This is a genomic window from Waltera sp. (assembly GCF_046969025.1).
Taxonomy (GTDB): Bacteria; Bacillota; Clostridia; order Lachnospirales; family Lachnospiraceae; genus Acetatifactor; species Acetatifactor acetigignens.
Window position 1 is genome coordinate 43,940 of record NZ_JBKVQF010000015.1, and the last position, 20,999, is coordinate 64,938.

The following is a 20,999-nucleotide window of genomic DNA, read 5'->3' on the forward strand; positions in this document are numbered from 1 at the left end:
TTGAATATTAGCAAGAAAGCATCTTATCCCATTCTTTTTTTGATAAATCAGAATCTGCAAACATAAGATTTAATATCCCAACTCTAATATCGTCAAAAACAGAATATGGTGCATCATTAAACAAACTTTTTTCTATCTTCTGCATTTCCAATAATATTTCCTCTTGTCGTTTACTTCCTAATTTCTCCCAAACACTAGGCTTTAAATACCAGTTATCTATTCCATATATCATTGTTGCTTCAATAAAGTTTAAAACAGCTAATGGATTATCTAACTTAAGGTCAATCTCTTCTTTAAGTTCTTTAGGTATAACTTTATCAAACCCCAAAGTAATAAGTGTATTATTTGCAAAAGGAATTACATCTACTGAACAGATATAATTCTCTCTTTGAAAAACAATTTCTGTACAACCACAAATACACACTGGGATTTTAATGTCTATCAAGACACTTGAAAAATCTACGTCTGTTTTCCTCCCTTCTATTTCATTCCACAATTTTTCCTTAAAATATTCAAGTTGACTATAAAATAATAATTGTCTTTCCTTAAAATCTTCTATATTTCTTATATGCTTATCCTTGCCTACTATTTTTATGCTTTTTAATAAATTAGCCCTGTCATATTTCTTAATATATTTATATGCAAGTACATCTCTGATTTCATAATAGTGATCCCCTCTACGCTCCATCTGTTCTAATAAACTTTTCTGAATAAAACAATTATAAACAACATTTCTATATGCTTGTCTCACTATATCTGCTTCATTCCTTATGGTTCCTGCCCTTTCAAATGTTTCAAATATCCTTTCATGTTCCTTGCAAAAACCAGGAAATGTAGTAGCTATTCCTATTCCCACATATTCTATCTCTATAAATTCTTCTCTAATCGGATATTTTTCCACAAATGCAGGGGTCACAACCTTTTTATTCTCTTGAATTTCTTCTAAGGACATTTTTCGTGAAACTGTATGAGATTTTTTGATACTCTTTTTCTCACAATTAGGACAAGAACATTTTTTTACCGTCTTGTATCGTTTGTGTAATTTTAGTTGTTCTTCAAAGAAAACTTGTTTAAAAACAGCTTCATTTTCACCTTGAAAAAGTTTACCATCTTCTATAGTTTTAATATAATTATCTATTCCAAATTCTATCCACTGTTCCACTTTTCAACCTACTCTATCATAATTCGCATTTCTAATTCTTTTAAATATTTATCTTTGATTTTTGAACTAATAATTTCATCCTGATTTTTTGTATCTAAGCATAACTGTTTATTATTTGTCAATAATTCTGCCGATAATTTCAAATTTTTTTTAACTAATCCAAGCCAAAAAATAATCTTTTCCTTATCTTCTTTAATTTTTTGTCCCCAGAACTTTTCCATTTCTTCCTCTGACATGTCAAAAATTCTCTGCCGAATATTTTCAATATTTTCTAACGCCCTGTACATAATTGCAGATACATATATTCCCAGTTCATCGACATACTTATTGCCTCCTGCTGAAAAAATGTCTCTGACATTCCCACACCATACATAACAACTATATACAAGCCACGGTGTAAAATTGTGATAGTCTCCCTTAAATACTTCTGGAAATAACGCAATTCCTTCGTTTAAATATATATTTTTCTCTTCCCTAGATAATTCAGAAAAAGCTATTGTTTCCCCCTCACTCCACCATGTTGATTTTTTTGTTCTAAGAAGTTTCCTTATCTTTTTATTAAGTTCTTCTCCTGATAATTCCAGTAAATCCATTGCATCATTTTGGGAAAGATAATCTCTTCCCTTTTCCAAATCCATATCTAAATAAAATCTAGGACTATGTGTCACTTTTAAATCTGCAATACATTCCTCGTATTTTCTAAACCGGACTTCTGGGTTGTCTCCTCCCATTTTAGCCATAATAATATAAGTATCATCTATATCATTTTTAAGGCTCTCATAAATACTACCACCTATAACTTCCCATTTCTTTGAATCTGTCTTTTTAACTTCTATGCCTATTTTTTTCCCAGATTGTATATCTTCTACTATAAAATCCGGAAATTTTTGTGTACTATGTGTAATGTTTTCTTTTTCAAATCCAGCTTCCAGCAAACAATCATATACTACCTCTTCAAAATCTGTTCCTGAGATTTTTTTAGCTAATAATCCCTTTCGTTTTCTGTCTTGTAATTTCTCTTGTATTTCTTCCGTTACTTTTCCTATTTTCTCAACATATGCTATCCATCTTTCTTCTCTCAAAACTATTTACCTCCAAAATATTTTTCCCAATTGTCTTCTATGCGTTTAGCTATATGATACGCAAGAAGTGGCGGTACTGCATTTCCTATTATTTTATAAGCTTCAGATGCAGACACTGATACATTTTCCCGTTTTCTCGGTATTATAAACTCATAATCATCTGGAAACGTTTGAATTCTTGCGCATTCACGAATTGTTAGTCTCCTCTCCTTCATCCCAGCCTTCAATTCTTCCATATATTCCCCACCATGTTCTTCTGCCAATCTTCTAAATTCAATATTTCCATGATGTTCTGATCTTATTGTAGGTGCAATACCATCTAATTTTACCTCTTGCTGTCCTTGACAATGTTTCCCCATATATTTAGCTTTTGAATATTTTTGCTGACTTACATCCCTTGTATTATCAGGCTCTTGTAATTCAGCAAAAGCTTGCTTTACCGTAACAAATGGAATTTCCCCTTCCTTTTTATTAGCTCTGTCTAAATAATGTGTTGGCAATGGATATGGATCATAATCGGGGTCTATTTGTGTTGCGCTCAATTTTTCTAAAGCTTGTTTCGTCAAATCATCTTTTTTAAACCCCAAAAAAATAACTCTTTCTCTCCCTTGTGGTACACCATATCTTGCTGCGTTTAATATTCTTGCAGGAACAACTAAGTATCCTCCATTACATACGGTCGAAAAATCCTTCTCTATAATTTGCTTTGCATCATTAAGATTTGTCAAACCTTTTACATTCTCTGCAATAAATATCTTGGGTTTTGTAATTGCAACAACTTCTCTCATCCACATGTATAGATGTCCTCTATTTTCAACAGTAGGTGCATTTACATCTATTTTCTTACCATTATGTCCTTTATCTGACTCAAATCCCATTCTTTTGCCTGAAACAGAGAAATCCTGACAAGGGAACCCTCCTGTTACAATATCAATATCTGTAGGAAAAATATTTATTTTATTTTCTTTTTGAAGTTTAACCAAATCAACAATACTGTCTAAATAGTAACATGTTTCATCCACTCCTCTGTTTCCAAAATAGTTACACCACGCTGCTTTTGCCTCCGGTTTTATATCATTTGCAAATACAGTATGAAATCTATTTTTAGGCAATTTAACCCAATTACTATTTTCCCTTTTTATTTTCCACTCTTTATGCAAATCAATATTTACTGATTGCTTTAACACTGAAAAACCACCCTCAAACCCCAAATCCATTCCTCCACAACCTGAGAACAGGGATAATACATTCAAGGTTTCCTTCTTTTCCTTTTTTATTCCAGATTTCATTTTCTCTGGCTTTTTTGCCTCATAGGGGATAAGCCATACTCCACTTTGCTTTTTTGCTCCAATAATTCTGTTCTCATTACATAATACTTGAATTCTTCTAGGCGAAACATTCCATCTCTCTGCCAATTCTATTACAGATATATATTTTTCCAATTTTATCACTCCCTTTTGTAAATCTATTCTATTCGTTTCTGCGAAGTTTTACAAGCTTTTATCCCTACAAATTTATTTTTATATATCCATATCTTGAAAATAGCCCAAAAGATATTTCTTCAAATGTTTACAATATCTTTTGGGCCATCTTGCAAATGCCTATATTATGCAATTACTTAATACAGAGTCATATTGCCATTAGTTTATCCAGAATCTTATGTGCCACCTGTTCCTTGCTCATCAGTTCCAGGCTCTCCTCGGAATTCTTTGTGATCAGTGTCACAATATTGGTGTCCGTGCCAAAGCCCGCTCCTGCGCTCTTCAAACTGTTGGCACAGATCATGTCACAGTGCTTGCTCTCCAGCTTCTTCCGGGAATTCTCCAGTACATTTTCCGTCTCCATGGAAAATCCACACAAAATCTGTCCCGGTCTCTTGTTTTCCCCAAGGGTCTTCAAAATATCCTTCGTCCGCACCAGAGGGATCGACATGTCTCCGTCTTTTTTCTTAATCTTATTGTCTGCTGTCACTGCCGGGGTGTAGTCTGCCACGGCTGCTGCCTTGATGACAAAATCATAGTCCTGCGCTCTGGACACGATTGCATCGTACATCTCTGCTGCCGTCTGTACCGGCACCACATTTACAAACAACGGCGGCTCCACATCCGTATGGGCTGCCACCACCGTCACTTCTGCGCCGCGGTGCATTGCAGCTCTCGCCAGGGCATAACCCATTTTTCCACTGGAGTGATTCGTGATAAAACGCACCGGGTCAATGGGTTCTCTGGTGGCACCTGCGGAGATCAGCACCTTTTTGCCCGCCAGATCCTTCTCGCAGGCGATCTCCTTCACCACGGCTTCGAACAGTACGGACTCCTCCGGCATTCTGCCGTCACCGATATCGCCGTTGGCCAGCATTCCCGTGGCCGGAGTGATGATCTCATAGCCGAAATGCTTTAATTTTTCGATATTATCCTGCACGATGGGGTTGTGATACATATTATGATTCATGGCAGGGGACACAATCTTCTTGCAGGGACATGCCATGACCGTAGTGGTCAACATATCATCTGCGATGCCGTTTGCAATCTTGCCGATCACATTGGCAGAAGCCGGTGCCACCAGAACCACATCCGCCCGCTTTGCCAGTGCCACATGTTCCACACTGTACTGGAAATTGCGGTCAAAGGTGTCCACCAGACATTTATGTCCCGTCAGACTTTCAAAAGTAATGGGGTTGATGAACTGCGTGGCATTCTGTGTCATCAGCACTTCCACATCACAGTGCTGTTTTAACAGCATCCGCGCTACATTGGCCATTTTATATGCAGCAATACTTCCCGAGATTGCCAGAACTGCGGTCTTTCCCTTCAGCATAGTCGTCTCCTTTTGCCTGATTTATCAAAAATACTTCAAAACTGTACTCCTAAAATACCATAAGTGCATATTTTATGCAAATATCACTTTTCTTTTTGTCCGGGATATGATATAAACAGTAGGAGTGTCCCGAATCACCGGGGCAGCTTGTATTGTATCTCCCAGAGGGAGAATGGTAACAAGGAGGAAAATTTCATATGAACAAACAAAGTAAGACAATGCGACTCACGTTGATGGGATTGTTTGCTGCGGTACTTTTGCTGATGGCTTATACCCCGCTCGGGTACCTGAACATCGGCCCCCTGGCAATCACCTTCAATGTCATCCCCGTTGCACTGGCTGCAATCACTCTTGGCCCTGTAGGCGGAGCCGCCATGGGAGCAGTATTCGGATTGACCAGCTTTTTGCAATGCATCGGCGTGGGAGGCACCAGCGCCATGGGAGCAATGCTTTTTGGCATCAACCCTGTGTTGGCCTTCATCCAGCGTTTCATCCCCAGACTTCTGGACGGATTTCTGCTGGGATATGTCTTCCGTTACAGCCGCAAAGCCGTAGGAGACAGAATCGCCTGCATGATCACCGGATTTTGCAGCGCATTTTTCAACACCGCATTTTTCATGTCCCTTTTAGTACTGCTGTTCGGCAATACTTCCTATGTGCAGGGACTGATGGGTGGTAAAAACGCGATTTTATTCATCTGCTCTTTTGTAGGTGTGAATGCGGTCTTCGAGATGTGTGCATCCACGTTCCTGACCGGAGCGGTAGGGCTGGCACTGATCAAGGCAAAAGTCATTCCTGTATATCAGAAAGCAGGGTCTGCAGCATAACAGGAGTATACCCGTGGTACTGACAATCGACATCGGAAATACTACGATCGGCATCGGGGGATTTCAGGGAAATAAGCTGCTCTTTATTGAGAAGATATCGTCCCGTCGTCCCCTGTCTGATGCTGGATATATTGAAAAACTGAATATGATCTTGAACAAACACGGCCTGTCTGCCGAGGCCTTTGAGGGATCTATGATTTCCTCGGTTGTGCCTTCGGTGACAGCCGTTTTTTCCTCTGCTCTGGAAACTTTTCTGGGACGGAAACCTCTGATTCTTTCCCATAAGCTGGATCTGGGCTACGAGATCTGTACGGAATTCCCGGAAAAGGTGGGCTGTGACCGACTGGCAGATATTGCAGGAGCCATTTCCCGCTATTCCCTGCCTTTCGTCACCATCGACCTGGGCACCGCCACGACTTTTAACGTGTTGGATGAGAACCGTCGCTTTTTAGGTGGCCTGATCCTTCCCGGTGTTGGAACCGCCCACAGGGCACTTTTAGGCAAGACCGCCCAGCTCCCGAAAGGGGACATTCATATGCCCGCCCACACCATCGGTGCGAATACGCAGGAATGCATCACCGGGGGAATGCTCTTGGGCAACGCCTGTGCCATCGACGGACTGATCCGCCGTATCCAGACAGAGTTAGGGCAAAAAGCAACGGTCGTTGCCACCGGAGGGTACGCAACGACCGTCATTCCACATTGTGAAACGAAGATCCATATCGATCAGAATCTTCTTATGAAAGGTCTGAGATCCATCTACGAGAATAATACCTCTACTGGATCACCAGATTAGAGTAGCCCATCAGGCTCTCATCCACAGCATGTGCGGCTTCTCTGCCTTCACGGATCGCCCACACCACCAGGGACTGTCCTCTGTGCATATCACCGGTAACGAATACATTTTCCACACTGGTCTGGTATTTGCCGGGGGCAGTTTTTACGTTGGTGCGTTCATTTAATTCCACCCCGAAAGCATCGGTAATATATTTCTGACTTCCCAAAAATCCTGCTGCGATCAGTACGATCTCCGCATCCAGGATCTGCTCACTTCCGGCGATCTCCTGCATCTTCATGCGTCCGGTAGCCGGATCCTTTTCCCAGGACAGCTTCACGATCTTCACGGCTTTCAGGTTGCCGTTCTTATCCTTGATAAATTCCTTGACCGTAGATTCATAGATTCTCGGATCCTGTCCGTAGACTGCAATGGCTTCTTCCTGACCGTAATCGGTCTTGCAGACCTTCGGCCATTCGGGCCAGGGATTGTTCTCTGCTCTCTTGTCCGGAGCCTTGGGCATCATCTCGATCTGGGTCACAGACTTGGCACCGTGACGGATGGAAGTTCCCACACAGTCATTACCGGTATCACCACCGCCGATGATGACCACGTTCTTACCCTTGGTCTCCACATATTTTTTATCTTCAAAGTTCGAATCCAGCAGGCTCTTGGTATTGGCTTTCAGAAAATCCACCGCGAAATAGATTCCCCTGGCATCTCTGCCTGGCGCATTGATGTCTCTGGGATTGGAAGCACCACAGGCCAGTACGACACGGTCAAAATCATGTAACAGCTTGGATGCCTTGATGTCCTTACCGATATCCGTACCGGTGACAAAGGTGACGCCCTCTTTCTTCATGATGGCTATCTTACGGTCAATGATCTGTTTCTCCAGCTTCATGTTGGGGATGCCGTACATTAACAGTCCTCCCACACGGTCGGAGCGCTCAAATACTGTGACCTGATGTCCTCTCTGGTTCAGCAGATCCGCCGCTGCCAGTCCGGAAGGACCGCTGCCGATGACTGCCACCTTTTTGCCGGTACGCACCACAGGGGGCTTGGCTGCCGCATAACCCTCGCTGTAGGCGTTTTCAATAATTGCATATTCGTTCTCCTTGGTGGAGACCGGATCCCCGTTCAACCCGCAGGTACATGCCGCTTCACACAAGGCAGGGCATACTCTGGAAGTGAACTCGGGGAAATTGTTGGTCTTCTTCAGGCGGTTGTAAGCCTGCTGCCAGTTGCCGGTATATACCAGGTCGTTCCACTCCGGCACCAGATTGTGCAGGGGGCATCCGCTGGCCATACCGCAGATCATCATGCCCGACTGACAGAACGGCACACCGCATTCCATACATCTGGCACCCTGTAAACGCTGCTTTTCCTTCGGCAGATGCTCATGGAATTCATTAAAATGCTGTATTCTCTTCTTCGGATCCTCAGCCACGCTGACTTCCCTTTTATATTCCATAAATCCCGTTGGTTTTCCCATGACTCTCTCCATTCTGCAGACGCTTCGGCGTCGGAAGAATCGCGAACTAAATTTCATATTTAGTTCTGCGATAAACTAATTTGTGGCGCCCGCGGCACAAATTAGTCGTGTGAAAAGCAATCTATCAAGATTACTTTTCACACTGGCCTCCTACTTTCTGGTGTTGGCATAGAATGCTTCGATCTGTGCCTGCTCTGCGCTCAGTCCTTTTTCCTCCATCTGGACGATGGTCTTTAAGACTCTCTCATAATCATGAGGGATGATCTTCTTGAACTTGGGCAGATACTCTCCAAAGTTGTCCAGCACTTCCTTACCCTTGGCGGAATTGGTCAGTGCCACATGCTCCTGGATCATGGATTTCAACTCCAGCACATCATATTTGGATGTGATCTCGCTGGAGGATACCATTTCCTTATTCAGACGCTTGTACAGATCGTTGCCTTCATCCAGTACATAAGCGATACCGCCGCTCATACCGGCTGCAAAGTTTTTTCCGGTGGGTCCTAAGACTACCACACGTCCGCCGGTCATGTATTCACAACCATGATCACCTACACCTTCGACAACTGCGATGGCACCTGAGTTACGCACGCAGAAACGTTCGCCTGCCACACCGTTGATGAATGCTTTACCGGAGGTCGCACCGTACAGTGCCACGTTACCGATGATGATGTTTTCCTCCGCCTTGAACTTGCTACCCTGGGGAGGATATACCACCAGCTTACCACCGGATAAGCCCTTGCCGAAGTAGTCGTTGCTGTCACCTACCAGTTCCAGGGTCAGACCCTTGGGAATGAAGGCTCCGAAGGACTGTCCACCGGCACCCTTGCACAGTACATGGTAGGTATCCTCTTCCACATCATCGCCCAGTTTTCTGGTGATCTCACTTCCGAGGATCGTACCGAAGGCACGGTCGGTGTTGCTGACATCCACTTCAATGCTGCGCTTCTGTCCCGCATCAATAGCTTTGCCCAGTTGCTTTAACAGCACCTTCTCATCCAGTGTCTTCTCTAACTGGAAGTCATAGACCTGCCTGGGATCAAAGGTCACCTTCTGCTTGCTGCCTTCGTAAGGGTTGCTTAAGATCTGGGTCAGATCCACTTCCTCCTGACGCTCGTTCAGATGCTCTTTTCTCTTCAGCAGATCGGTTCTGCCCACCAGTTCATCTACGGTACGCACGCCCAGGGCTGCCATGTATTCCCGCAGCTCCTGTGCGATAAATTTCATAAAGTTTTCCACGTATTCCGGCTTACCGCGGAAGTTTTTCCGTAACTCCGGGTTCTGGGTAGCCACACCTACCGGACAGGTATCCAGATTACATACTCTCATCATGACACAGCCCATGGTCACAAGGGGTGCGGTGGCAAAACCGAACTCCTCGGCACCTAAAATGGCTGCGATGGCTACGTCTCTGCCGCTCATCAGCTTACCGTCGGTCTCGATGCGGACTTTATTACGCAGGCCGTTCATGATCAGGGTCTGATGGGTCTCTGCCAGTCCCAGCTCCCAGGGAAGTCCGGCATTGTGGATGGAGTTTCTCGGTGCCGCACCGGTACCGCCGTCATAGCCGGATACCAGGATGACCTGGGCTCCCGCCTTGGCTACACCGGCTGCTACGGTTCCCACACCGGCTTCAGATACCAGTTTTACGGAGATTCTTGCCTGGGTGTTGGCATTTTTCAGATCATAGATCAGCTGCGCCAGATCCTCAATGGAATAAATGTCGTGATGAGGGGGCGGAGAGATCAGGGACACACCGGGGGTGGAGTGTCTGGTCTTGGCGATCCAGGGATATACCTTTCCTCCGGGCAGATGTCCGCCCTCGCCGGGTTTTGCTCCCTGTGCCATCTTGATCTGAATCTCCTGTGCACTTACCAGGTAACGGCTGGTAACACCAAAACGTCCACTGGCTACCTGCTTGATTGCGGAACAACGGTTCAGTCCGTCCGGTCCGACGGTCAGACGATCCAGGTCCTCACCGCCTTCACCGGAATTGCTCTTACCGTGCAGATGATTCATGGCGATGGCCATGGTCTCATGAGCCTCCTTGGATATGGAACCGTAGGACATGGCACCGGTCTTGAATCTGGTCACAATGGACTCTACCGGCTCTACTTCCTCAATAGGCACACCCTTTTTCGGATAATTGAAGTCCATCAGTCCTCTGAGATTCTTGATGGAATCTTCGTCGTTTACCATGGCAGTGTACTGCTTGAACATCTGGTAATCACCGCATCTGGTGGATTCCTGTAACATATGGATGGTAGCGGGATTGTACAGATGCTCGTCACCGCCGCTGCGCATCTTGTGATGTCCGGGGCTGTTTAAGGTCAGATCGTTTTTCAGTCCCAGAGGATCAAATGCCTGAGAGTGCAGGTCGTCTACCTGCTGCTCAATATCTTTTAAGGTAATACCTCCCACACGACATACGGTGTTGGAGAAATACTTACTGATCACTTCCGGTGCAATACCGATAGCCTCGAAGATCTGGGAACCCTGATAGGACTGGATGGTGCTGATACCCATCTTGGATGCGATCTTGACGATGCCGTGGAGGACAGCATTGTTGTAATCATCCACTGCTGCATAGTAATCCTTATCCAGCATATTGCTCTCGATCAGCTCCTTAATGGTATCCTGTGCCAGATAAGGGTTGATAGCACAGGCACCATAACCGAGCAGTGTAGCAAAATGGTGTACTTCTCTAGGTTCGCCGGACTCCAGGATCAGTGCGACTCTGGTTCTCTTCTTGGTGCGTACCAGATACTGGTTCAGGGCGGATACGGCAAGCAGGGAAGGAATGGGCACATGGTTCTCATCCACGCCTCTGTCGGACAGGATCAGGATGTTCACGCCGTCTCTGTAAGCTCTGTCCACTTCCACGAACAGTCTGTCAATGGCACGCTCTAAGCTGGTGTTCTTGTAATATACGATAGGTACGACTTCTACTTTGAATCCGTCTACCTTCATGTTCTTGATCTTCAACAGATCCGTGTTGGTCAGGATCGGGTTGTTGACCTTCAGAACATTACAGTTCTTCGGGGTCTCCTCCAGAATGTTGCCCTCGGTACCGATGTATACGGTGGTGGAAGTCACGATCTCCTCACGGATCGCATCGATGGGCGGGTTGGTTACCTGTGCAAACAGCTGCTTGAAATAATGAAACAGCGGGTGGTTCGTCTTGCTTAAGACGGGAAGCGGCGTATCCACACCCATGGCGGCAATCGCTTCACTGCCGTTCTTTGCCATAGGCAGAATGCTCTGTTTCATCTCATCGTAGGTATAACCGAAAGCTTTCTGCATCCGCTGACGCTCTTCGTAGGTGTACTCAGGGACACGCTGGTTCGGGATGTGAATACTCTTCAATTCTGTCAGGTTGTTGTCCAGCCATTCACCATAGGGCTGTCTGGAAGCATATTTTTCCTTGATCTCCTCATCGTCAATGACTCTGCCCTGTACGGTATCGACCAGGAGCATCTTGCCGGGACGAAGTCTTTCCTTTAACTTGATCTTCGTGGGATCAACAGGAAGGACACCTACCTCGGAAGACAGGATCAAGGTATCATCGTCAGTGATCAGATAACGGGAAGGACGCAGGCCGTTTCTGTCCAGTACCGCACCCATGATATCTCCGTCGGAGAACAGGATGGATGCGGGGCCGTCCCAGGGCTCCATCATGGTAGCGTAATACTGGTAGAAATCTCTCTTGGTCTGGGACATGGCCTTGTTGTTCGCCCAGGGCTCGGGGATAGCGATCATGACCGCCAGAGGCAGTTCCATGCCGCTCATTACCAGGAATTCCAGCGTGTTGTCCAGCATAGCGGAGTCGGAACCGGTCTTGCTGATGGCAGGCAGTACTTTGTGCAGCTGGCCTTTCAGATGCTCGGATTCCATGTTCTCCTCCCTGGCCAGCATCTTGTCGGCATTGCCGCGGATAGTGTTAATCTCACCGTTGTGTACCATCAGACGGTTCGGATGAGCACGTTCCCAGCTGGGATTGGTATTGGTGGAGAAACGGGAGTGTACCATGGCAATGGCGGATTCGTAATCTTCACTCTGCAAATCTGCGAAGAAGGTACGCAGCTGGCCTACCAGGAACATTCCTTTATATACGATCGTTCTGCTGGAAAGAGAAACTACATAGGTATCATCGGAAGACTGCTCGAAGACACGTCTTGCAATATAAAGTCTGCGGTCAAAGGGCAGTCCTTTTTCCACATCGGCAGGCTTTTTCACGAATCCCTGCATGATATAGGGCATGCACTCTACGGCCTTATGTCCCAGCACATTGGGGAAGGTAGGCACTTCACGCCAGCCGAGGAATTCCATTCCTTCTTTTTCCACAATGATCTCGAACATCTTCTTGGCTTGATTGCGGCGCAGCTCTTCCTGCGGGAAGAAGAACATGCCGACACCGTATTCTCTCTCTCCGCCGATATCCATGCCCAGAGCCTTTGTGACTCTTGCAAAAAATTTGTGGGGGATCTGGGTCAGAATACCGACACCGTCACCGGTCTTGCCTTCCGCATCCTTACCGGCTCTGTGCTCCAGATTCTCTACGATCTTCAGCGCATTCTCTACGGTCGCGCGGCTCTTCTCTCCGTGAATATTGACACAGGCTCCGATACCGCAGTTATCATGCTCAAATTCTTCCCGATATAACGGTGCCTTGGGCAGCTCCTGTTTTACATCAAACATATAGTTCTCCTTTCCGGTTTTCTATTTCTCTCTTCTTAATCTGTCTGTTCCTATTCAGAACCTCATTCGCAAGACTGTGCTTTCAGCACTTTCCTGCAACTAAAAAAGGTCGCAATGAGACTCTTTCGAGCGCCTCATTGCGACCTTTTCTGTACTATACACCTATTTTTCTCATTTGTAAATATAGATTTTTCCTTGAATTGTCAGATAATTTGTCAATTCAGTTATTCACACGGCTGTTGTCTGTGAATTGTTCTAATTTTCTTTTTTAAGCCATGCTTTTAGCACAACTCTTTGGGGATTTTCCCTATTTTTCCTGTCTCCGACCATACACTTTGCTTGCCAGTCCCTGATAGATTGCAGAGAAATGTCTGCTTTCTGCCATTGCGGTCCGGAGAGGTGCCAGGGTCAGTGCCATCACAGCGCGGTAACGGAACAGTTCTACGGGTTTCATGTATTTTGCCGTGATCTCCTTATGCTCTGCGGCACTGCGTTTCAGGTTCTCCTTTGTCTCGGAGTAGCCGCCGCCTTCGTAGGAAGATACGGTAAGCCCCAGATACTGCATGGGAGCCTTCGCCCGGTAATAGCACCACAGAAAATGTTCATAATCTGCGCGGATCTTGTATTTTGGTTCGTAGGGCTTCTGTCGGCACAGGTCTGCGGCATAGAAGCAGGACTGATGGCAGGGAATGTTGCGGTAGCAGACAAAGCCGGTGATTCGGGGCGGGGATGATATCTTCGTGTCCGTTTTCGCGCTGTAGGTATCTCCGTAATAGATGCCTTGCAGTTTCATAGGGTGCTGTTCCATGAATTGTGCGGTGTGTGCCAGAACTTCCTTGTCATAGAAGAGGTCACCGCAGTTTAAGAACAGAATGTAATCTCCGGTCACATGAGAGACCGCCTGGTTCATAGCCTCGTAGATGCTGTGATCCGGTTCCTGGTAGAGATGGATCCGCCCGTCAGTGCGCATGGACTCTATGGATCCGTCACGGCTGCCACCGTCCTTGACGATGACTTCGAAGTCTGGACAGGTCTGGGCCAGGATACTGTCAAGGGTCTGATTCAGTTTGGTGCCGGGGTTCAGGCATACTACGATAATGCTGAATTTCATATGTTGCTCCTTTTAAGATGTAATATCTCCGCAGTCGAGAACAGGGCAAGGAACGCGGCACGTTCGCACTCTGTCGCAGAGCGTAGCGGCACATAAGTGACCAAAGTACGGTCACTAAGTGCCGACGTCTGCTTACGGCCTGCTTATCCTTACCCTGTTTTCGGCTGCTGGGTTATGAAGTCCAGTTCAATACAGTTTATGAATGCGGTCAGAACTGGTAACTAATGTGTTTTGTTATCTCATTAAAATATATTTTTCTGTTTGTGCAAAGTGATCAAGGATACAACTGCCACTGCCAGGAATACCACGCACACGGGCCAGCTGACGAAGCCGGTGACGGCGATGGAGGTGTAGGACAGGCAGTAGGCGAGGACATTGGATGACACATGAACGAACACTGCCATTTTGAATTCTCCGAAATACTCATAAGCGTAAGCCATGAGGCAGCCAATGAGAAAGCCGTAGATGCCCTGCACGTAGTTCATGTGGTACACACCGAAGATCAGTGCGGACAGAGCTATAGCAAGCTTCAGATCCATAAATCTGCGCAGGTAACCATAAATCACTCCACGGAACAGTAATTCCTCCGCAATCGGAGAGATAAAGCCGAATACCAGAATACCCACAATAAAGTGTGCGGAATATTGCTGGGTTGCAACTTCGGTATAGGCTTCGGATTTGTTGGTCACTCCCAGGAGTTCAAACAGGAGGTTGCATCCGATAACGGCACCAATAGTGGTTGCCACCAGCAGGGCATATTTTGCCTTACCTTCTTTTTTTAGATGGCTTAAATGCATATCCTCTTTGTTCTTCGTGATCAGAAGCTTTGCCGTGGACCATACCGCCAGTGCTCCGCCGATGAAGCCCAGTGCCGCTATGATACTGGACACATCTCCGGAATAGCCGTTATATGCACCGGTCTCATCCCTCAGGATCAGCAGATCTACCAGTCCACCGGAAGCACCGGACTGTGCCAGCTGATACAACAGTGCCAGCAGCGCATACTGTACCACATTGCGCACCAGGATAAACATCAGGAACGAATACACCATGGTCCAGATTCTCTGGTACATGGGATTTTTCTTTTTATTGTCGGGATTGCTGTTCACCAGTTCCTCGCTGCCGCGAAGCAGAAATTTTTCCAATTCTTCCACGGATTGTACGATGTAGTCCGCTTTTGCTTCCTTTAACTCTTCCTTGCTTCCGTAGCCATAAGTCACGCCCACGCTCTCCACGCCCAACGCTCTGGCTCCTTCCACATCGAACTTTCTGTCACCGATCATGTAGACCTGATCCGGCTCTATGGGATTCTCCTTGAACAGCTGATGCAGGGTCTCCTGCACCACCTGATCCTTCGTCTCTCTGGTGCCGTCCAGCTCACTGCCTACCACCACGGCAAAATATTTTTTCAGATCAAAATGCTCCAGTATGCGTTCTACATAGATCTGGGGTTTGCTGGAAGCCAGTGCCAGAAAATAGCCCTTGGATTGCAGGTTCTTCAGCATCTCCGGAATACCGGCATAAACTTCATTTTCAAAAATACCCGTATTCTGAAAACGCTCTCTGTATTTTGCCACGGCCTCCTCCGCCTGCTCAGCGGTAAAACCGTAGAATTCCATAAAGCTGTCCCGTAAGGGCGGTCCGATAAAAGGCTCCAGCTTGTCCAGATCAGGTTCCTCAATACCGAAAGAGTGCAGCGCATACTGCACGCAGGTCGTAATTCCAATTTTGGGATCTGTCAGTGTACCGTCCAGATCAAACAGCAGATATTTTTTCATTCTTATAATTCCTTTTTTTGTATCTGTTCCAAGCCCTGTAACTATCGCAAAATATTCATTGGATACCGGGATCCGCAAGAATATTCTGTAATTGTTATGAGGCTCTGAATAGTTACCCTTTCTTTCTATAGCTTGTGGGGTCCGCAAAGCATTAGAAGCTGCGGATCTTGTCCCCGTCATCCTCAGTGTTTTTCAGTGCCTTGATCTCTACGTCATAGCCCACATTGGCATTGACCTGCACATGGACCACATCCCCCACTTTTTTGCCAAGCAGTGCCTTGCCCAGCGGAGATTCGTTGCTGATCAGACCTTCCAGTGAGTTTCCGCGAACGGTGGTCACGATCTTGTAATCCTCTTCCGTGCCGTCGTCGATGAATTCCACGGTAACAGTGTTGTTGATGCCCACCTCATCCACGGCGGAGTTCTCGGAGATCACCTTTGCGGTCTTGATCATTCTCTCCAGATAACGGATCCGGCTCTCGTTCTGATTCTTGTATTTTTTCGCTGCATAATATTCAAAATTCTCACTGAGATCTCCGTGGGCTCTGGCTTCCTTCACGTCCTCCAGTGCCTTGGGACGCACCACCAGCTTACGATACTCGATCTCATCTTCCATTTTCTTAATGTCAGTGGGGGTTAATTCATCGTACATAATTTCTCCATTTCTATCTGTTCAATTACTTATATCATTTATTGACAGTTTTTCTCCCGGCTCGGCACATGCTGATTTTCTACCAACAACCGTCCTTCTTTTTCTTCGGCGACCGACCTTCTTTTCCTTCAGCAGACGCCTTTCTTTTCTTCTGACGGCCGACCTTTTTCCTTCCGGCAGCCAACCTTCTTTTCTTGCAGAGGATGACCGGTCGCAGTCTCTATGCTGTCCCGGTGTGCCCAGCATTCTACAACTGCATTGCGTAGATTACCGCCAGAGACAGAATGATCTGAATAATGGCAAAACGGAATACGGTCTGTGTATTGGACCAGTCCCACACCTTACGCACATGATCATGCAAGGGAGTACGCACATTTTTCAAAATATGGATCTTCAGGAAACGAAGCAGAGACACCTTAAGAAGTCCCAGTCCTCCATCCAGGATCAGCACCAGTGCCAGCGGGATGAACAGGAACGGGCAGCCGCTCTTCAAAATAGCGATGCTGATGAACAATCCCATAGCCCGGGAACCCGCATCCCCCATCATCAGCTTACTGGGTGTGGCATTGTACCACAGATAGCCCAGAATACATACGGCAAACAGCAGGATCAGGAAAGAGTAAGTCTCATTCACATCCTTCATGCGATCCACAATGTAGATGGACATGATGGTAATGATCGACAGGGTTCCGGAAAGTCCGTCCACACCGTCGGAGCAGTTGGTCACATTCACAGATGTCCATACCAGGATCACCGTGAGAATGGCGAATACCACAGGCGGCAGCGTGAACTTTACATGGAACAGTGCCAGTTCCACCACGTTGGAGTTGTATTTCAGGAAGGTGATGGCTACCAGTGCCGCCACGCACAGATCTAAGAAACCTTTTTTGTACTCACCCCAGGGAGTCTTGGAAGCATCGTCCAGAAATCCCGTCATCATGCATACCACGATCAGCAGCAGATAGATCACCAGCTCTGCGCTTAAAGGGGAAAACAGCAGAACGGATGCCACAAATGCCATGACAAAAATAATTCCGGCACCTCTGGGTTTCCCCGCAGACAATTTTCCGTCATGGGCAAATTCTCTTCCTGCATCCTTGGGCAGATACGGACTTAATTTCGCCGTTGCCAGTACCGTCGCTCCAAAAGCAAAAAGGATTCCAAAAAAAGCAAGGAGAGAACTGCTTCCCTCCGGCAAGATCATCTGTAACATACTATCCCTCGTTTCCACATGAGATACTCACTTTTGTACTCTCATGCTGTATTTTCTGATAAATTCCGTGACTGTTCACAGGGGCATTCGAGAAATGAACACCTCAGAACAGTCACAAAATATTTTAACACAAATATCCCGGAATCTCAAATAATTTCCACAACAGTTCAGTTCTGAACATATCTGGGCGCAGAAATCATGCTTGCATGATTTTGCGGGCAAATATGTGCAGGCGCTAAGCGCCAATCTATGAGCAAAGGTAGTCACGAAGTGACATAAAAGCGTGTTAACGCGACTCCCGTGAACGGCGCGGCTGAACTGTTACGTTTGACAGTTTCCCCACGGTGGACTACTATATTCTTATGAACACTTTCTGAAAAATAGCCATAAAAGGAGAAATACTCTATGATGATCCATAAGATCGAACCGCATAAATATTACCCGGAATTCCGAAGCCAGGAGCCTAAACCTTCCGATTATCTGCTGTTATTTGACGGAGAAAAGGTCTATCTGCCCTCCCATACAGAAAACAGTGATGTAACGGATACTTCCGCCGATGCCGGCATCTCGGAGCATCCTCAAGTATATCTTCCTACTTTTGAAGAAGTCCATGGACTCTTGGGAATCCGTCAGCCTATGGAACGTTTTTTTCTGGACTGTGAATATCTCTTTTCCATTGATGACCGGGCATTCTTCCGCAAGACGACGGAGGATGCCGGTGCTCTCATGCTCCCGGAAGAAGACCTCTACGCTTCCGGTGTGTTCCGTAATTTTGAGCCGGAATATCTGGCATTTGCTGGAATCACTGCCACCCAGATCAATCGTTTCCGTCTGGACCGGAAATTCTGCGGCCGCTGCGGACATCCCACAATTCACAGCACCACAGAGCGGGCCTGCATCTGCCCGGAGTGCGGTCAGATCGAATATCCCAAGATCTCTCCAGCCGTCATTATCGCCATCGTGGATACCGAACAGGACAAGATCCTGCTGACCCGCTACGCCGGCGGTTCCTATCGTCACTGGGCACTGGTGGCCGGCTTCGTGGAAGTCGGTGAGACCTTCAAGGGTGCTGCCCGCCGGGAAATCATGGAAGAAGTCGGTTTAAAGGTCAGCGATCTGGTCTATTACAAATCCCAGCCCTGGTCCTTCAGCGATTCCGCCATGATCGGCTTCTTCGCGAAGCTGGAGGGGGATCCTTCTATTACTTTGCAGGAATCGGAGCTTGGCGAGGCTGCCTGGTTCTCCAGAGAGGATGTCCCGGATCTGCCCTCCACTATCAGTGTCGGTCAAGAAATGATCACATTATTCAAGAATGGTGGGGATCCGTTCTGCAAGAGATAATTGATACATTTGAAAGTTTTTCATTTCTATTCCATGATATACCTTGACTTTGTGCCCCCGTGGTTTCATGCCCCGGGGGCTTAATCAGCTTCTTTTCCTCTCTGCGCCCCGCTCTCTCGATCTCCCCGGGGCTTATTTAGTTTCTTTTCCTCTCTGCGCCCCGCTCTCTCGATCTCCCCGGGGCTTATTTAGTTTCTTTTCCTTTCTGCGCCCCGCTCTCTCGATCTCCCCGGGGCTTAATCAGCATGCTCCTTATATCTACGCCCCATGTACGCAAAAATCTGCCTCCGACAATAACATTGTCATGAGGCAGACTCCTTTCTGTACTTATTCTCTTCACTGTTTCTTCACCTAGAGCATCGTAGCTGTCATCGCTTCTCATTATCTCAATAAGCGGCACTTCTTCGCTACCTTCACTAACAGATATCCCTTCGGGAAGCTTCGAAGCTCCTGCTCCGTGATGCCCCGCATCAATATCAGCATGACAAAATAGACTACAGCAGCAATTACGATCGCAGGAATGACAGAGATCCGCATGGACTTCGTCACCATATACAGACCCTCGTAGATTGCCCAGGCTGCCGCTCCCATAAACGCGGAGGCGAACGCCGGAATGACGAAAGTCTTTACGATCTCCTGCCGGTAGCCTACCGCTCTTCTTACCGCCCACTGGTTCAGCACACACATCATACCGGAATACAGCGTATTAGCGATGGCAATGCTGTACAGATCCAGTCTTGTGAACATCAGAAGCAGCACTGCTGCCACCGTCTGCACCACCAGCGAGATCCCCGCATTGATGATCGGGGTATTTACTTTGCCAAGCCCCTGTAAGATCGAACTGTTCAGAGTCGACAGTGCATAAAAGATAACCGACAGTGACAATGTCATTAAAAGAGCTGCCGCCAGATTCAATTCCTCTGCCGTCTTATTCGTGAACAGCAGACTGATCACCGGCTTCGCCAGCACGAAAAGTCCTACCGCACAGGGAATGGAGATCACCATGGTCGTCTTCACCGCCAGACCGATCTTCTCTCTGGCTCCCTTCACATCCCGGGCTGCCATCAGCTGTGCTACGGAAGGAATCATGGCAGAAGCCATAGCAGATGCAAAGGCTATGGGAATATTGGACATTGTCAAGGACTGTCCGGAGAAAATACCATATTTTTCATAAATAGATACCGTATCCAGATTGCGAAGGGACGGATACCATTTTGTGTAGATACTGTTGTTGACCGTACTGCTTAAGTTATATACAGCCGTACTCAAAATAAACGGTGTCACCACCAGTGTGATCGTCTTGAATATCTGTCCGTAGGAATCCACATGTTCATGCCTGTCACGCTGCACTCTGCGCAGGATCATTCCACGATTCAGAGCATAGACTCCCGCCATAAAAAGCAGAGCCACTAATACGCCGACACCTGTTCCCAATGCACTTCCCACAGCACCGTAGGTTGCTCTCATCACCTGCCCTGCCTGATCCGCCGGAACCTCCATCGTTCCCATAAACATTTGGATCAGAAGGTATGCCGCGCCTACGCTGACTACCGCATTGGCGATCTGCTCCAGGATCTGCGATACGGAGGTCTGCGCCATGCTCTTATGTGCCTGAAAATACCCTCGTAAAACTCCCAGGATACCATAGACGAAGATCGTCGGTGCAAAGGTGCGCAGTACTGTGACCGCTGCTCCGGACACGAATAATCCCGCTCCGAAAAACAGAAAAAGGCTGGCTATACCGCCAACCACCAGTACATAGATCATGGCTCCGTGGAACAGTCTGTGGGCGTTACGGTATTCCTTCTCTCCCAGCTTCTGTGCGATAGCTTTGGAAATCGCCGAAGGAATACTATAAGAGGAGATCAACAGAATGATCGTATAATAGTTATACGCTGACTGGTAATAACCAAGTCCCAGATTCCCGATGACACTCTGTAAAGGGCCCCTGTAAAGGAGCCCTATGATTCTGCTGATGATTCCGGCTGCCGCCAGAATTCCCGCCTGCATGATAAAATTGTTCTTGGAACTGTTCTTATCTGCCATAT

Annotated in this window: 14 protein-coding genes; 3 read left to right on the plus strand and 11 right to left on the minus strand. The window is 46.7% G+C overall.

The window, feature by feature from the left end:
• Positions 1 to 7: 7 nt before the first annotated feature.
• The 4 genes from ACLTOH_RS09640 to coaBC all read right to left on the minus strand — a co-directional run bounded on the left by ACLTOH_RS09640 (position 8) and on the right by coaBC (position 5,061).
• Entirely contained in the window at positions 8 to 1,162 is a 1,155-nt protein-coding gene (locus tag ACLTOH_RS09640) for a hypothetical protein (RefSeq protein WP_412224015.1), read from the minus strand.
• An 8-nt stretch (positions 1,163 to 1,170) separates the two neighbouring features.
• Positions 1,171 to 2,244 carry a hypothetical protein gene (locus ACLTOH_RS09645; protein ID WP_412224017.1) on the minus strand — a complete coding sequence of 358 codons (1,074 nt, stop codon included), beginning with the start codon at positions 2,242 to 2,244 and terminating at the stop codon, positions 1,171 to 1,173.
• Positions 2,245 to 2,246: 2 nt separating this feature from the next.
• Complete coding sequence (locus tag ACLTOH_RS09650) at positions 2,247 to 3,686, minus strand: DNA cytosine methyltransferase (protein WP_412224018.1); 1,440 nt, start codon at positions 3,684 to 3,686, stop codon at positions 2,247 to 2,249.
• A gap of 187 nt (positions 3,687 to 3,873) precedes the next feature.
• Positions 3,874 to 5,061: a bifunctional phosphopantothenoylcysteine decarboxylase/phosphopantothenate--cysteine ligase CoaBC gene (gene coaBC, locus ACLTOH_RS09655; RefSeq protein ID WP_412224020.1), complete on the minus strand. Its 1,188-nt coding sequence runs from the start codon at positions 5,059 to 5,061 to the stop codon at positions 3,874 to 3,876.
• A gap of 197 nt (positions 5,062 to 5,258) precedes the next feature.
• On the opposite strand from coaBC, the gene ACLTOH_RS09660 reads away from it, so the two are divergent.
• Together ACLTOH_RS09660 and ACLTOH_RS09665 are read left to right on the plus strand one after the other, a co-directional pair.
• Complete coding sequence (locus ACLTOH_RS09660) at positions 5,259 to 5,888, plus strand: ECF transporter S component (protein WP_337769867.1); 630 nt, start codon at positions 5,259 to 5,261, stop codon at positions 5,886 to 5,888.
• Between the two features lie 13 nt (positions 5,889 to 5,901).
• Positions 5,902 to 6,684, plus strand: a complete 783-nt coding sequence (locus ACLTOH_RS09665) for a type III pantothenate kinase (protein ID WP_262595002.1) — start codon at positions 5,902 to 5,904, stop codon at positions 6,682 to 6,684.
• On the opposite strand, the gene ACLTOH_RS09670 is transcribed toward ACLTOH_RS09665, so the two are convergent.
• The 6 genes from ACLTOH_RS09670 to ACLTOH_RS09695 form a co-directional block, all read right to left on the minus strand.
• Entirely contained in the window at positions 6,665 to 8,158 is a 1,494-nt protein-coding gene (locus ACLTOH_RS09670) for a glutamate synthase subunit beta (RefSeq protein ID WP_118669638.1), read from the minus strand. The genes ACLTOH_RS09665 and ACLTOH_RS09670 overlap by 20 nt on opposite strands.
• Before the next feature lie 150 nt (positions 8,159 to 8,308).
• Positions 8,309 to 12,856, minus strand: coding sequence for a glutamate synthase large subunit (gene gltB / locus ACLTOH_RS09675; RefSeq protein WP_412224022.1), 4,548 nt, complete (start codon positions 12,854 to 12,856; stop codon positions 8,309 to 8,311).
• A 307-nt stretch (positions 12,857 to 13,163) separates the two neighbouring features.
• The gene (locus ACLTOH_RS09680; protein WP_337414594.1) at positions 13,164 to 13,967 is read right to left on the minus strand and encodes a glycosyltransferase; all 804 of its coding nucleotides are present in this window, start codon (positions 13,965 to 13,967) and stop codon (positions 13,164 to 13,166) included.
• A 242-nt stretch (positions 13,968 to 14,209) separates the two neighbouring features.
• Complete coding sequence (locus ACLTOH_RS09685) at positions 14,210 to 15,745, minus strand: HAD hydrolase-like protein (RefSeq protein ID WP_412224024.1); 1,536 nt, start codon at positions 15,743 to 15,745, stop codon at positions 14,210 to 14,212.
• A 151-nt stretch (positions 15,746 to 15,896) separates the two neighbouring features.
• Positions 15,897 to 16,397, minus strand: a complete 501-nt coding sequence (gene greA / locus ACLTOH_RS09690) for a transcription elongation factor GreA (RefSeq protein WP_118539174.1) — start codon at positions 16,395 to 16,397, stop codon at positions 15,897 to 15,899.
• Positions 16,398 to 16,644: 247 nt separating this feature from the next.
• Positions 16,645 to 17,610 carry a phospho-N-acetylmuramoyl-pentapeptide-transferase gene (locus tag ACLTOH_RS09695; RefSeq protein WP_118505127.1) on the minus strand — a complete coding sequence of 322 codons (966 nt, stop codon included), beginning with the start codon at positions 17,608 to 17,610 and terminating at the stop codon, positions 16,645 to 16,647.
• Between the two features lie 408 nt (positions 17,611 to 18,018).
• On the opposite strand from ACLTOH_RS09695, the gene nudC reads away from it, so the two are divergent.
• Complete coding sequence (nudC, locus tag ACLTOH_RS09700) at positions 18,019 to 18,951, plus strand: NAD(+) diphosphatase (protein WP_412224039.1); 933 nt, start codon at positions 18,019 to 18,021, stop codon at positions 18,949 to 18,951.
• 381 nt (positions 18,952 to 19,332) lie between these two features.
• On the opposite strand, the gene ACLTOH_RS09705 is transcribed toward nudC, so the two are convergent.
• The gene (locus tag ACLTOH_RS09705) at positions 19,333 to 20,997 is read right to left on the minus strand and encodes a polysaccharide biosynthesis protein (RefSeq protein WP_118669642.1); all 1,665 of its coding nucleotides are present in this window, start codon (positions 20,995 to 20,997) and stop codon (positions 19,333 to 19,335) included.
• Positions 20,998 to 20,999: the final 2 nt, after the last annotated feature.